This window comes from Rhizobium sp. NRK18, from assembly GCF_024385575.1.
GTDB lineage: Bacteria > Pseudomonadota > Alphaproteobacteria > Rhizobiales > Rhizobiaceae > JANFMV01.
Genome location: NZ_JANFMV010000001.1, coordinates 2,107,295 through 2,120,725 on the forward strand (window position 1 = coordinate 2,107,295; position 13,431 = coordinate 2,120,725).

Below are 13,431 nucleotides of genomic sequence, written 5' to 3' on the forward strand. Positions count from 1 at the left end.
CTTGAAAAGAAACAAGGCAGAAACCCGGAGGATTCTGCCTTGCCTGTTCCTCTCAGGCCCCTTGCGGGGCCGTCCACCGGCCGTATCAGACCGAGTAGTACATGTCGTATTCGACCGGATGCGGGGTCATTTCGAAGCGCATGACTTCCTGCATCTTCAGGTCGATGAACGCATCGATCTGGTCGTCGTCGAAGACGCCGCCGGCGGTCAGGAACTTGCGATCCTTGTCCAGGCTTTCCAGCGCTTCGCGCAGCGAACCGCAGACGGTCGGGATCTTCTTGAGTTCCTTCGGCGGCAGGTCGTAAAGATCCTTGTCCATCGGTTTGCCGGGGTGGATCTTGTTCTTGATGCCGTCGAGACCAGCCATCAGCATCGCGGCAAAGGCGAGATACGGATTGGCGGCCGGATCGGGGAAGCGGACTTCGACGCGCTTTGCCTTCGGATTGGAGCCGAAGGGAATGCGGCACGAGGCCGACCGGTTGCGGGCAGAATAGGCCAGCAGAACCGGCGCTTCATAGCCCGGGACCAGACGCTTGTAGGAGTTGGTCGACGGGTTGGTGAAGGCGTTGATGGCCTTGGCGTGCTTGATGATGCCGCCGATGTAGTAGAGGCAGGTCTCGGACAGACCGGCATACTCGTCGCCGGCGAAGGTCGGCTTGCCACCCTTCCAGATCGACTGGTGCACGTGCATGCCCGAGCCGTTGTCGCCGAAGATCGGCTTCGGCATGAAGGTTGCCGTCTTGCCGTAGGCATTGGCAACCTGATGGACGCCGTACTTGTAGATCTGGATCTTGTCGGCGTTGCGAACGAGGGTGTCGAACTTGACGCCGAGTTCGTGCTGGGCGGATGCCACTTCGTGGTGATGCTTTTCGACGACGACGCCCATTTCGGCGAGCACGGTCAGCATTTCCGAGCGCATGTCCTGGCAGCTGTCGACCGGGGGAACCGGGAAATAGCCGCCCTTGACGCGCGGACGGTGACCGAGGTTGCCGGTCTCATAGTCGGTGTCGTCGTTGGAAGGCAGTTCGGACGAATCAAGCTTGAAGCTGGTGTTGTAGGGATCGGCCTTGTACTTGACGTCGTCGAAGATGAAGAATTCGGGCTCGGGGCCGACGAAGACGGTGTCGCCGATGCCTGAGGCCTTCAGGTAGGCTTCAGCCTTCTTCGCGGTGCCGCGCGGGTCGCGATTGTAGGATTCGCCGGAGACCGGATCGAGGATGTCGCACATGATGACCATCGTCGACTGGGCGAAGAAGGGGTCCATGTGGACCGTCGCCGTATCGGGCATCAGCACCATGTCGGATTCGTTGATGGCCTTCCAGCCGGCAATCGACGAGCCGTCGAACATGACGCCGTCGGCAAACATGTCGTCGTCAACGCAGGAAACGTCCATGGTGACGTGCTGCAGCTTGCCCTTGGGGTCGGTGAACCGCAGATCGACGAACTTGACGTCGTTTTCCTTGATCTGCTTCAGGATATCATTGGCTGATGTCATTTAGGCCTTCCTTCCTTGTTGTTTCCCGAATTGTTATGAACTTGCCGTCCCGTCGGGAACAGACGGCCTTATCGGGTCAGATTGCGTCGACGCCGGTCTCGCCGGTACGGATGCGGATCACTTCCTCGACGTTCGACACGAAGATCTTGCCGTCGCCGATCCGGCCGGTTTGCGCGGCGTTGCGGATCGCTTCGATGACCGCATCCGCATTCTCGTCGGCGAGGACGACTTCGACCTTAACCTTGGGCAGAAAATCGACAACGTATTCAGCGCCGCGATAGAGCTCGGTGTGGCCCTTCTGGCGTCCAAATCCCTTTGCTTCCGTTACAGTGATACCCTGCAAGCCCACTTCCTGAAGTGCTTCCTTCACTTCATCCAGCTTGAACGGCTTTATGATCGCCTCGATCTTTTTCATCAGAAAATTTCTCTCCGCTTCTCCCTTGGAGGCGGACCTCGTGTCCGCTCGGCCATGTCGATGCACGTAGCATGCCAAGACATTTGTATATCCCCGCTTGCCGTCAGCGCAATAGCAGGTCGGGGCGCGCGGCGACCTGTTTTTGCAGGATTGTCCGGAAAAGATGCGTTCGGCGCCACGATCTGGATCAAACCGGATCACCGAAACGCGGCAAGGACGGTTAATCAAATGAAAGCGCTCGTCAATTTATGATGTAATTTTGTGCAAACGCATATTTATTGATCATGTATACGGGCGATTTTTGATTGTCTTTTCGCCGGACTCGGCATCAACTTCCGGCCATGACCTTTTCGATCGACACAGTTCTTCTTTCGCCGGACCAGATGGGGAATGCCGACCGTGACGCGGCGGCCTCCGGCATCGACAGCTTCGGCCTGATGGAGCGGGCAGGGCTCGCGGTGGCCGCCGCAGCGCTTCGGCATCATCCCGGCGCACGGCGTTTCGCCGTGTTCTGCGGCCCCGGCAACAATGGCGGCGACGGATATGTCGCCGCCCGCGCCTTGCGGGAATGCGGGTGCGCCGTTCAGGTCTTCCATTTCGGCGACCCTGACCGCCTGAGAGGAGACGCGGCAGAGGCGCGGACGCGCTTTGCCTCTGCCTCCGAACCGCTTCCATCCTACCGGCCGGACGATGGCGACGTGATCATCGACGCGCTGTTCGGGGCAGGCCTCGATCGCGATGTGCCGGGCGCGGTTGCAAGCCTGATCGAGATGGTGAACGCCGCCGACCTGCCGGTGATCGCGGTCGATCTGCCGTCGGGTCTCTGCGGCCGCCGTGGCGTGCCACTGGGCGCCGCCTTCAGGGCCGAGATCACTGTCACCTTCATGGCGCGCAAGCCAGGTCATCTGCTGTTGCCCGGACGCGCGCTGTGCGGCGAAACGTCGGTCTTCGATATCGGCATTCCGCACCGGATCATCGCCGCACAGAAAAGCCGGCTGGACATGAACGAGCCCCGGAACTGGCAGGACAGGCTGCCGAAGCCCGATTCGGCCGCCCACAAGTTCAGCCACGGCCATCTTGCCGTCTTTTCGGGCGGCCCCATGGCGACGGGTGCCGCACGGCTTTCGGCCCATGCGGGCCTCGTCAGCGGTGCGGGGCTGGTGACGGTGGTCTCGCCGCAGAACGCCGCGATCGTCAATGCCGGCGCCCTGACGGCGGTCATGCTGAAAAGCATCGCCGATCCCGCCGAGCTTGCCGGTTGGCTGGAGGATCGCCGCGTTGCGGCGGCCGTGATCGGACCGGGCTTCGGCATCGGCGACAAGGCCCGGCAGTTCGTGGGCGCGCTGGCCGCGACCGGAGTGCCCGTGGTGGTCGATGCAGACGCCATCACCTCGTTCGAGAATGAACCGGACGCGCTTTTCCGGCTGTTTTCGGAGGGGGATGTCCGGGTGGTCCTGACCCCGCACGAGGGCGAATTCCGGCGGCTGTTTCCCGATCTCGCCGCCGATGACACGTTGTCGAAGGTAGAGCGCGCGCTGGCCGCGGCAGCCCGCGCCAACGCCATCGTTCTCTACAAGGGTGCGGATACGGTGATCGCCGACCCGGCGGGCAGGGCGGTGATCAACGACAACGCGCCGCCCTGGCTTGCCACCGCCGGTTCAGGCGATGTTCTTGCCGGCATCATCGGCGGACTTCTCGCCCAGTCGGTGGCGCCTTTCGACGCAGCCGCAGCCGGCGCCTATCGGCATGGCGAAGCGGGGCAGAAGGCGGGGCGCGGTCTGACCGCCGAAACTCTGATCACATATCTGAATGGATGCATCGATAATTGAGCGATTTCCCAAGGGCATCATCGGCTAATGTCGACAGACATTCAGATCCACGGGACATGACTGCATGATACTGACAGACATCCTCATGATGGTGCTCGTTGCCGCCATATGGGGCTTCAATTTCGTGGTGATCAAGATCGGCATCGCCAACTTCCCGCCGATCCTGTTTTCGGCCCTGCGCTTCCTGTTTGCTGCCATACCGCTGGTCTTCTTCATTCCGCGCCCCGCCGTCTCCTGGCGGATCGTCGTCGCGATCGGCCTGGTGCTGGGCGTCATCAAGTTCAGCCTGCTGTTCATCGGCATGGATGAGGGCGTGTCCGCCGGCCTTGCCTCGCTGGTTCTGCAATGTCAGGCGTTCTTCACCGTCATCCTTGCGGCACTCCTCTACCGCGAGCGACCGAAGCCGGTGCAGATTATCGGTGTCATTGCCGCTTTCGCCGGAATTGCCGTCATCGGCATGACAATCGATGCGAGCTTCAGCCTGCACGGTCTTGTCCTCATTCTTGCCGCGGCCCTGGCCTGGGCGGTATCCAACATGCTGATGAAGAAGGCGGGCGGCGTTGACATGCTGCGCCTCATGGTCTGGGTCAGCCTCGTGCCGCCGCTGCCGCTGCTGGCCATTTCGCTCGCCACGGAAGGTTTCGACCGGGACATGGCGGCGCTCAAATCTCTGTCGCTCGGCGGTGCGGGCGCGGTGCTCTACATCGCCTATCTGGCGACGATCTTCGGCTTTGCCGTCTGGGGACGGATGATCCGCAAATACAATGTCTCGAATGTGGCGCCGTTCTCGCTGCTCGTGCCGGTGTTCGGCATGAGTTCGTCGGCACTGGTGTTCGGCGAGAGCTTCAGCCCAATGCGGATTGCCGGCGCGCTGCTGATCGTCTGCGGACTGGTCCTGACCGTGCTCGGACCGCGACTGCTCGCCGGGCGCCCGGCAATCAGCGGAACTTGACGCGGGTTAAAGCAGCCGGCTGTGACGCAGCATGCCCTGATCCTCGAGAACGGGATAGGCGATCGATACGACCAGGGAATTGACTTCCTTCAGATCGCGCATCGTGTCGATGTGCAGCGAGCTGGAATCGAAGCTCGCGACATTGCCGGCGCGCAGACGCTGCAGGTGACGCTCCTCGCTCTCGCGCACGAGGGCGCGCATGGCTTCCTTGCTGGCGACCAGCTGGCGGGCGTGTTCGATGTCGCGGTTGATCAGCAGATTGAAGGCGAGGTGGGCGTTTTTCAGCACCTCGGCGTGCATGGCCTTCAGCTCCGCCCAGCCTTCAGCCGAAAACGCCGTGTTGCGTTCGTGCTTCTTCTTCACGCGGTTCAGCATGTTCTGGGAAATGATGTCGGCGGCCTGCTCGATCTTGATCGTGGTCGACAGCAGGCTCTGGCATTGAGCCGCCGAAGCCTCGTCGAGCGCGCTTTGCGAAATGCGCGCGAGATAGAACTTTATCTCCCGATGAATGTGGTCGATCTCGTCGTCGAGTTCATCGATTCGGGCGATCTTCTTCGGATCGTTCTTCTCGAAGAGATCGAAAATCCAGTTCAACATCACCTCGGTCTTTTCGCAGGCGGTCAGCACCTCGCGCGTCGCATTGGCGACCGCCTGGCGCGGATTGGCGAGATCGGCGGGGTTGAGCGAGGAAATCCGCGCATCCAGAGGAATGCCGGCAACAGGCGTCGGGCTGGCGAAGAATCGCTCCAGAGCCATGCCGACGATGCCACAGAACGGCAGGCCGAAGATGACGACGGCGCCATTTATCGCGAGATGGACCATGACCACGGCATCACCGGCGCCGCTGGCAAAATCCGTCGGCGGCAACTGGATGTAGAACTGGAGCGCCAGAGCGAGCAGTGTCGCTGTGCCGCGAATGGCGACATTGCCGAGAGGAACGATGCGCGCCGCACTTTCCGCGTTCTTGGTCAGCATGGCGCCGATGACGGCGGCGCCGAAATTCGCGCCGAGCACCAGCGGAATGATCAGGACGGTCGGGATCAACTCTCGGTCGGCAAGCGAGGCAATCAGGAGGATCGTCGCCACGCTGGAGTGAAAGGCCCAGGCGAGGATGGCCGCCAGAATGAAAGCGGTAATCCAGTCACGCGAGAGGTAGTTGATGATGACCGGCAAAATCTCGCTGGAGCGCAGGGGATCGGAGGCCTGGCCGATCAGCTTCAACGCCAGCAACAGCAGGCCGAGGCCGAAGAGGATGCGGCCGATCTGGCGCCAGTTGCGCGCCTCCGAGGCGCGGAAGGCCACCGTGCCCGCAAGCAGCAGCACGGGGATCAGCAGCGACAGGTCGTGACGCAGGATGCGGACGACGAAGGCCGATCCGAAGTCCGCGCCGAGCAGGGTGGCAATGCCGATCGCCGAAGATACATAGCCGCCGGCCACGAAAGAGGCGATGATCAGGGAGACCGCTGTCGCACTCTGCAGCGCGACAGCAAAGAAGAAGCCGGCCACCGCGGCGGTGACGCGATTGCCGACGGCGAGCCTCAGCTTGTCCTTCAGGACCGAGCCATAGGCGCGCTCGATCCCGGTCCGCACCATGCGGGTCGCCCAGAGCAGGAGGGCGACCGCTCCCGCGAGATTGATGAATACGACGATACCTGACATGCGCGAGACCGATGAATGTGGCGGGGCGAGTTTCGCCGAAACCGGCATCAACCCAAGGGAAGAACCGAGATGCTTCGCCTAAATCTCGGCGAATGGCGTCAACTCAGCGACATCCTATAGCTCAGATTCGACACTGTCACAAATTGCACATCTGTGATTGCATTCATCCATTTCACGCAACCTTCAGCCCATCAATCGACCCTTTCCTGAAGGGCCATAGCACCGGCAGGGGCGTTTATCTTGCCGCTGGTGATGAAGTAGCCGAAGACATCGCGCGGCTTCTTGCCGGGCTTGTTGTCCGGATCGATCAGCGGCAGGTCGGAAGGCTGGCTGCCGCCGGCCCATTCGCCAAAGCGCGCCGCCCAGGCATCCAGCATGTCTGCAGGATAGCAGGTCGGGACATCATCGGATCCCTTTTGCAGCCGTGCATAGACGAAATCGCCCGTGACATCGGCGATTTCCGGATAGTCGAAATGCTCTGCGTAGACGATCGCCACATTGTGCCGACGGGCCAGTGCAACGAATTCCGGGACCATGAAGGTAGGGTTCCTTACCTCAACGGCATGCCGCAAGGTCAGGCCATCCTGCTTTTCCGGCAGCAATGCCAGGAAGGCGCCGAAATCCGCCTCGTCGAACTTCTTCGTCGGCATGAACTGCCAGAGGATCGGTCCGAGATGATCGCCGAGTTCGGTGATGCCCGAAGCCAGGAATTTTGCGACCGACTCGCCCGCTTCGGCCAGCACCCGCTTGTTCGTCGCATAGCGGATCGCCTTCAGCGAGAAGACGAAGCCGTCCGGCACGTCGGCCGCCCACTTTGCGAAGGTCGCCGGCTTCTGGCTGGAATAATAGGTTCCGTTGATCTCGATCGTCTTCAGCTTCGAACTGGCATATTCCAACTGCTTCGTCTTCTTCAGATCGGCAGGATAGAAGTGCCCCTCCCACGGATCGAACGTCCAGCCGCCGATGCCGGTGCGGATTGTGCCTGAGGTGGTCATTTAGGATCTCCAGTTGATATTAGCTAAGTTATTAGCTAACCTGTGAATAACAATGGAGCGAACGATGACAGTCGTCACCATTCACAAGGCCAAGACTGAACTTTCCAAACTTCTCGCCCGCGTCGAGGCGGGAGAGGAGATCGTCATCGCGCGCGGCAGCGAACCCATCGCCAAGTTGGTGCCTGTTGACGCGGCTCAAACCCAAAAGCCGAAACGTCGGCCCGGCGCCCTTTCGCACCTGCGCGATACGTTGCCACCTGACCTCTTCCTCGAGCCCATGTCGGAAGAAGAGCTGTCGCTTTGGGAGGGCGCCCATTCCTTTCCCGGCGACAATGGCAGATGAAACTGCTTCTCGACACCCATGCGCTCGCATGGTGGCTTATGGACGATAGCCGTCTCACTGAAACCGCGCGCAAGTCCATCGCCGACCCCGGTAACGATGTTGCCGTCAGCGCAGTTTCGGCCTTCGAAGTCGCAACAAAGTACCGTATTGGAAAATGGCCGGCCATGGCTGAGCTGGTGACCGGCTTTCCTCACCTTGTGGCCGAGCAAGAGTTCTCGCTGTTGCCAATTACCGTTTCCCACGCACTTCTCGCCGGGCGGTTTGCGGCCGCCCACCGTGACCCCTTCAACCGCCTGCTGGCCGCCCAGGCGAAGCTCGACTCCCTTGTTCTGGTCACGGCCGACAGTGCCTTCTCACAGTTCGACATCGACCTTCTCTGGTGAACTCTACTCCGCGGCCTGACGCTTCCCTTGGCCGGGGCGGCGGCTCATCAGTTCGCGCAGATAATGGCCGGTATGCGAGGCCTCGTTCTCGATGACGCTTTCCGGCGTCCCGAAGGCCACCACTTCGCCGCCGCCGTCGCCGCCTTCCGGTCCGAAGTCGATGATCCAGTCGGCGGTCTTGATGACCTCCAGATTGTGCTCGATGACGACGACCGAATTGCCCTGGTTGACGAGTTCGTGCAGCACCTCGAGGAGCTTGGCCACGTCATGGAAATGCAGGCCCGTGGTCGGCTCGTCGAGAATGTAGAGCGTCCGGCCGGTGGAGCGCTTGGAGAGCTCCTTGGCGAGCTTCACGCGCTGCGCTTCACCGCCTGACAGGGTGTTGGCCTGCTGGCCGACCTTGATATAGCCGAGCCCGACATTGAACAGCGCCTGCAGCTTGTCGCGCACCGCCGGCACGGCCGAGAAGAACTCGACGCCTTCCTCGACGGTCATGTCGAGCACGTCGGAAATCGACTTGCCCTTGAAGGTCACGTCCAGCGTTTCGCGGTTGTAGCGCTTGCCATGGCAGACGTCGCAGGTGACGTAGACGTCCGGCAGGAAGTGCATTTCGATCTTGATGACGCCATCGCCCTGGCAGGCTTCGCAGCGGCCGCCCTTGACGTTGAACGAGAAGCGGCCCGGCTGATAGCCGCGCGCCTTGGCCTCCGGCAATCCGGCAAACCAGTCGCGGATCGGCGTGAAGGCGCCGGTGTAGGTCGCCGGATTGGAGCGCGGCGTACGGCCGATCGGCGACTGGTCGATATCGATCACCTTGTCGATATATTCGAAACCGTCGATGCGGTCGTGGTCGGCCGGATGCTCACGCGCGCCCATGATGCGGCGGGCGGCCGACTTGTAGAGCGTCTCGATCAGGAACGTCGACTTGCCGCCGCCCGATACGCCGGTAACGGCGGTAAATACGCCGAGCGGGATCGAGGCGGTGACGTTTTTGAGGTTGTTGCCGCGCGCGCCGACAACAGTGATTTCCTTCTTCTTTTTCGGCTTGCGCCGTTCAGAAGGCACCGGCACGCCCATTTCACCGGAGAGATACTTGCCGGTCAGCGACTTGGGGTTCGCCATGATATCGCCGGGCGTTCCCTCCGCGACCACCTGACCACCGTGAATGCCGGCGGCCGGGCCGATATCGACCACGTAGTCGGCCGTCAGGATCGCATCCTCGTCATGCTCGACGACGATGACCGTATTGCCGATGTCGCGCAAATGCTTCAGCGTCGCCAGCAGACGGTCGTTGTCGCGCTGGTGCAGGCCGATCGACGGCTCGTCCAGCACGTAGAGTACGCCCGTCAGGCCTGAGCCGATCTGCGAGGCGAGGCGGATGCGCTGGCTTTCTCCGCCAGACAGCGTGCCTGAGTTGCGCGAAAGGCTTAAGTATTCGAGGCCGACGTCGTTCAGGAAGCGCAGGCGTTCGCGGATCTCCTTCAGGATGCGGAGCGCGATCTCGTTCTGCTTGTCGCTGAGATGCGTCGGAAGTTCATCGAACCAGTCGCGCGCCACCTTGATCGACATGTCGGTGACTTCGCCGATATGCAGCTTGCGGATTTTTACCGCCAGCGCCTCGGGCTTCAGGCGGAAGCCGTTACAGGCCGGGCAGGGGGCCGCCGACATGTAGCGCTCGATTTCTTCTCGCGCCCAGGCGCTGTCGGTTTCCTTCCAGCGGCGCTCGAGGTTCGGCACAATGCCTTCGAAGGTCTTGACCGCCTTGTAGGATCGGGCGCCGTCGGCATAGTGAAATTCGATCTTCTCGTCGGTGCCCTTGAGGATCGCCTTCTGGGCCGCCGCACTCAGCGCGCTCCAGCGATCGCCGAGCTTGAAACCGAAGGTCTTTCCCAGCGCCTCGAGCGTCTGGTTGTAATAGGGCGAGCTCGATTTCGCCCAGGGCGCGATCGCGCCGTCGCGCAGCGTGCGGTCCGGCTCCGGAACGATCAGGTTCTCGTCGATCTTCTGCTGCGAGCCGAGACCGTCGCAGGTCGGGCAGGCGCCGGCCGGATTGTTGAAGGAGAACAGCCGCGGCTCGATTTCGGAAATCGTGAAGCCGGAAACGGGGCAGGCGAATTTTTCCGAAAACAGCACGCGCTCATGCGTTTCGTTCAGCGACTTGTTCGCGGAGCCGCCCGCCGACGTTTCCTCCGCCGGCAGGGGCTTGTCGGCAAATTCGGCGACGGCAAGGCCATCGGCGAGCGACAGGCAGGTCTCGATGCTGTCGGCCAGCCGGGCCGCCATGTCCGGGCGCACGACGATGCGGTCGACGACGACGTCGATGTCGTGCTTGTACTTTTTGTCGAGGGCAGGGGCGTCGGCGATCTCGTAGAACTGGCCGTCGATCTTGACGCGCTGGAAGCCCTTCTTCATTAGCTCCGCCAGTTCCTTCTTGTACTCGCCCTTTCGGCCGCGCACCATCGGCGCCAGGACATAGAGCCGTGTGCCTTCCTCGAAGGCGAGCACGCGGTCGACCATCTGGCTGACCGTCTGGCTCTCGATCGGCAGACCGGTCGCCGGCGAATAGGGCACGCCGACGCGCGCAAACAGAAGACGCATGTAGTCGTAGATCTCGGTCACCGTGCCGACCGTGGAGCGAGGATTGCGCGATGTGGTCTTCTGCTCGATAGAGATTGCCGGCGATAGGCCTTCGATCTGGTCAACGTCCGGCTTCTGCATCATCTCCAGAAACTGCCGCGCATAGGCCGAAAGGCTTTCGACGTAGCGGCGCTGGCCCTCCGCATAGATCGTGTCGAAGGCAAGCGAAGACTTGCCGGAGCCGGACAGGCCCGTCATCACGATCAGGGAGTTGCGGGGAAGATCAAGATCCACGCCCTTTAGATTGTGCTCGCGCGCGCCGCGAATGGATATCGTCTTCAACTCGCTCATATTCACATAATCCGGATTTGATTTTCCGCCCCTATGTAATGTTACTACGCTGACTGTCGAGAAGCGGACGCGGCCAATGCAGCAAAATTCGATTCAGTTGACAGGATCATACAGATTTAATAGAACAAAAAAAGAACAAATTTCCACATCGGGAAAGCTGTGGATTTCGCCCTCGGGGGAGGCGCCGACCGACGCTTTCCTTTAGAGTGGCGCAAGTTTTTACGGAATGGAAGCCGTTTCGACGGCAATCGAGGTGAAGAGTATGGCAGGCAGCGTCAACAAAGTGATTTTGATCGGCAATCTGGGCGCGGACCCGGAAATCCGCCGTACGCAGGACGGCCGACCGATCGCCAATCTGAGGATCGCGACATCGGAAAGCTGGCGCGACCGGAACACCGGCGAGCGCCGGGAAAAGACGGAGTGGCACTCCGTCGTCATCTTCAACGAAGGTCTCTGCAAGGTGGCCGAGCAGTACCTGAAGAAGGGCTCGACCGTTTACATCGAGGGCCAGTTGCAGACGCGCAAGTGGACCGACCAGAACGGCCAGGATCGCTACTCGACCGAAGTCGTGCTGCAGGGCTTCAACGGCAATCTGACGATGCTCGGCGGCCGTGGTGACGGCGGCGGCGCACGCGGTGGCCGTGACGAAGGCTACGGTGGTGACTATGGCGGTGATTACGGTTCGCCGTCTTCGCGTGGCGGCAGCGCACCGGCGTCGTCCGGCGGCGGCTTCTCCCGCGATCTCGACGACGACATTCCGTTCTGAGAGATCAAATCAGATTGTTGATTTCAAACACCATATCAGAGAAGTTGTGATTTAATTTCTAGTGCTGGGGGCGCCAGATGTTAAAAGCATTTCTCAAATTTCTCCTTATCACCTTGGCTTTGGCATTCTCAGGGATGTTGCTGGTCGTCCTCGGCGCAACCATGCTTTCAGATAAGTCACTTTCGGATGCGATGGTCGTTCTGGGAGGGATACTTTTCCTTTTTAGTCCGCTTCTCGTTGCGCTCGGGTTTTGGGCTTCAAGAAGGCGCAAAACTGCGGCGCAGAATGAGTTCGCCAGAGTTAAAGCTGCTGAAGAGCAAGAGGCTCTGAGAATCCAGGCTGAAAGGGACTTGTTGCGCCATCGCTTCTTGGAACGGCAGCGTCTTATCGACTCGGTTGATCGGCATCGTTCAGCTTTGCTGAGAAACCTTCAACGGGCACTGAAGAAGAACGATTATGGCGCGCTGGTCAGTGATGAAACAGATGATGCACTAGTCGAATTTTTTGCAAGCATTGAACTCGATGTGGAGGCTATTCCATTCTCCGAGGCAAGAGAGTTGACGTTTGAGCAGTTGGACTTCCGGCAGCACGAGGAGAGGCGTGACGGCTTTGACTCAACCAACCTTCCTTTCGATGGGCATGCTTTCGAAACTTGGGTTGCCGAGGCTCTTAACGGATTCGGGTGGCTCGCAGAGGTGACGCGAGGCTCGGGAGATCAGGGAATTGATGTGATCGCCGAGAAAGCAGGAAAGAAGCTGGGGCTACAGTGCAAGCTCTATGGCACGTCTATCGGCAATAAGGCGGTTCAAGAAGCTCACGCGGGAAAGGCTTACTATGGTCTTGATGCTGCAGGAGTTTTGTCCAATGCGACTTTTACAGCAAGCGCAAAGGAGCTAGCTACAGTAACTGGCATAGGTCTGTTTTCACATCACGACATCCCTTTGCTGTTCGAAAAAACTTTCGGGGCTTCATGAAAAGGCCGATTTGACGCCGTCGATGACGAACTGGACGGAGAGGGCGGCGAGAAGCACGCCCAGGAGCCGGGTGAGAATTGCCCGGCCCGTCATGCCGAGGAAACGGTCCAGTCGTTCGGCAACCATCAGCGCGGCCAGCATAACGGCAAGGCAGAAGGCGATGACGGTCACAAGGCCGGCTTTCTGCAGCGGGCCGTCCAGCGATCCCGACAACAGGATCGTCGCCGAGATGGCTCCCGGTCCGGCAATCAGCGGAATGCCGAGCGGGAAGGCGGCGAGGTCGTGGATCTGGTCCTTGGTCAGCGCCACTTCCTTGGTGTTCTCGTGCCGCTGCTGGCGCTTCTCGAATATCATCTCGAAGGCAATCCAGAAGAGCAGCAATCCGCCGGCAACTCGGAAGGCGCCCATGGAAATGCCGAGCTGGGTCAGCACGGACGCACCGGCAATGGCGAAAAAGGCCAGGATGAAGAAGGCGATGATGACGCCGCGCAGCGCCACCTGACGGCGCTGGCTGGTGGACATGCCGGCCGTCATGCCGAGGAAGATCGGCGCCAGCCCGGGCGGATCCGTCGTCACCAGCAACGTGGTGATCGAATTGATGAGAAAGTCCATCGTTGCCATGCGCCCGCCTTGCCCCTTTTGCGATCCGTTTTAGCCCGGTGGGCCGCATATGCCTAGAGCGATGGCTCATG

At 60.7% G+C, this 13,431-nt stretch carries 12 protein-coding genes; 6 read left to right on the top strand and 6 right to left on the bottom strand.

The features are described from left to right. Positions 1–85: 85 nt before the first annotated feature. Both glnA and NN662_RS09770 read right to left on the bottom strand, forming a co-directional pair. Entirely contained in the window at positions 86–1,495 is a 1,410-nt protein-coding gene (gene glnA / locus NN662_RS09765) for a type I glutamate--ammonia ligase (RefSeq protein WP_261930083.1), read from the bottom strand. Positions 1,496–1,571: 76 nt separating this feature from the next. After that, complete coding sequence (locus tag NN662_RS09770) at positions 1,572–1,910, bottom strand: P-II family nitrogen regulator (protein WP_007753933.1); 339 nt, start codon at positions 1,908–1,910, stop codon at positions 1,572–1,574. 341 nt (positions 1,911–2,251) lie between these two features. On the opposite strand from NN662_RS09770, the gene NN662_RS09775 reads away from it, so the two are divergent. After that, a complete protein-coding gene (locus tag NN662_RS09775; RefSeq protein ID WP_261930084.1) occupies positions 2,252–3,739 on the top strand; it encodes an NAD(P)H-hydrate dehydratase in 1,488 nt (495 codons plus the stop codon). Positions 3,740–3,803: 64 nt separating this feature from the next. Next, on the top strand, positions 3,804–4,691 hold the full coding sequence (locus tag NN662_RS09780) for an EamA family transporter (RefSeq protein WP_261930085.1): 888 nt from the start codon (positions 3,804–3,806) through the stop codon (positions 4,689–4,691). 6 nt (positions 4,692–4,697) lie between these two features. Here the strand turns inward: NN662_RS09780 and NN662_RS09785 are convergent, their stop codons facing one another. Both NN662_RS09785 and NN662_RS09790 read right to left on the bottom strand, forming a co-directional pair. Further along, positions 4,698–6,350: a Na/Pi cotransporter family protein gene (locus tag NN662_RS09785; RefSeq protein WP_261930086.1), complete on the bottom strand. Its 1,653-nt coding sequence runs from the start codon at positions 6,348–6,350 to the stop codon at positions 4,698–4,700. Positions 6,351–6,541: 191 nt separating this feature from the next. Then, entirely contained in the window at positions 6,542–7,345 is an 804-nt protein-coding gene (locus tag NN662_RS09790; RefSeq protein ID WP_261930087.1) for a DUF72 domain-containing protein, read from the bottom strand. A gap of 64 nt (positions 7,346–7,409) precedes the next feature. Here NN662_RS09790 and NN662_RS09795 point away from each other — a divergent pair, with 64 nt between their 5' ends. Both NN662_RS09795 and NN662_RS09800 read left to right on the top strand, forming a co-directional pair. Then, on the top strand, positions 7,410–7,688 hold the full coding sequence (locus NN662_RS09795; RefSeq protein ID WP_261930088.1) for a type II toxin-antitoxin system Phd/YefM family antitoxin: 279 nt from the start codon (positions 7,410–7,412) through the stop codon (positions 7,686–7,688). Beyond that, complete coding sequence (locus NN662_RS09800; protein WP_261930089.1) at positions 7,685–8,071, top strand: type II toxin-antitoxin system VapC family toxin; 387 nt, start codon at positions 7,685–7,687, stop codon at positions 8,069–8,071. Before NN662_RS09795 ends, NN662_RS09800 begins: the two co-directional genes overlap by 4 nt. A 3-nt stretch (positions 8,072–8,074) precedes the next feature. Here the strand turns inward: NN662_RS09800 and uvrA are convergent, their stop codons facing one another. After that, entirely contained in the window at positions 8,075–10,999 is a 2,925-nt protein-coding gene (gene uvrA / locus NN662_RS09805) for an excinuclease ABC subunit UvrA (protein WP_261930090.1), read from the bottom strand. Positions 11,000–11,261: 262 nt separating this feature from the next. On the opposite strand from uvrA, the gene NN662_RS09810 reads away from it, so the two are divergent. Then, positions 11,262–11,765: a single-stranded DNA-binding protein gene (locus NN662_RS09810; RefSeq protein ID WP_261930091.1), complete on the top strand. Its 504-nt coding sequence runs from the start codon at positions 11,262–11,264 to the stop codon at positions 11,763–11,765. Positions 11,766–11,842: 77 nt separating this feature from the next. Then, on the top strand, positions 11,843–12,739 hold the full coding sequence (locus NN662_RS09815) for a restriction endonuclease (protein WP_261930092.1): 897 nt from the start codon (positions 11,843–11,845) through the stop codon (positions 12,737–12,739). Here NN662_RS09815 and NN662_RS09820 read toward each other — a convergent pair. Beyond that, complete coding sequence (locus tag NN662_RS09820) at positions 12,734–13,360, bottom strand: MarC family protein (RefSeq protein WP_261930093.1); 627 nt, start codon at positions 13,358–13,360, stop codon at positions 12,734–12,736. The genes NN662_RS09815 and NN662_RS09820 overlap by 6 nt on opposite strands. Between the last annotated feature and the right edge of the window lie 71 nt (positions 13,361–13,431).

Excerpts from the sequence above, each read along its gene's own strand:
- glnA (WP_261930083.1), bottom strand. The coding sequence starts at position 1,495 with ATGACATCAGCCAATGATATCCTGAAGCAGATCAAGGAAAACGACGTC.
- NN662_RS09770 (WP_007753933.1), bottom strand. The coding sequence starts at position 1,910 with ATGAAAAAGATCGAGGCGATCATAAAGCCGTTCAAGCTGGATGAAGTG.
- NN662_RS09775 (WP_261930084.1), top strand. The coding sequence starts at position 2,252 with ATGACCTTTTCGATCGACACAGTTCTTCTTTCGCCGGACCAGATGGGG.
- NN662_RS09780 (WP_261930085.1), top strand. The coding sequence starts at position 3,804 with ATGATACTGACAGACATCCTCATGATGGTGCTCGTTGCCGCCATATGG.
- NN662_RS09785 (WP_261930086.1), bottom strand. The coding sequence starts at position 6,350 with ATGTCAGGTATCGTCGTATTCATCAATCTCGCGGGAGCGGTCGCCCTC.
- NN662_RS09790 (WP_261930087.1), bottom strand. The coding sequence starts at position 7,345 with ATGACCACCTCAGGCACAATCCGCACCGGCATCGGCGGCTGGACGTTC.
- NN662_RS09795 (WP_261930088.1), top strand. The coding sequence starts at position 7,410 with ATGACAGTCGTCACCATTCACAAGGCCAAGACTGAACTTTCCAAACTT.
- NN662_RS09800 (WP_261930089.1), top strand. The coding sequence starts at position 7,685 with ATGAAACTGCTTCTCGACACCCATGCGCTCGCATGGTGGCTTATGGAC.
- uvrA (WP_261930090.1), bottom strand. The coding sequence starts at position 10,999 with ATGAGCGAGTTGAAGACGATATCCATTCGCGGCGCGCGCGAGCACAAT.
- NN662_RS09810 (WP_261930091.1), top strand. The coding sequence starts at position 11,262 with ATGGCAGGCAGCGTCAACAAAGTGATTTTGATCGGCAATCTGGGCGCG.
- NN662_RS09815 (WP_261930092.1), top strand. The coding sequence starts at position 11,843 with ATGTTAAAAGCATTTCTCAAATTTCTCCTTATCACCTTGGCTTTGGCA.
- NN662_RS09820 (WP_261930093.1), bottom strand. The coding sequence starts at position 13,360 with ATGGCAACGATGGACTTTCTCATCAATTCGATCACCACGTTGCTGGTG.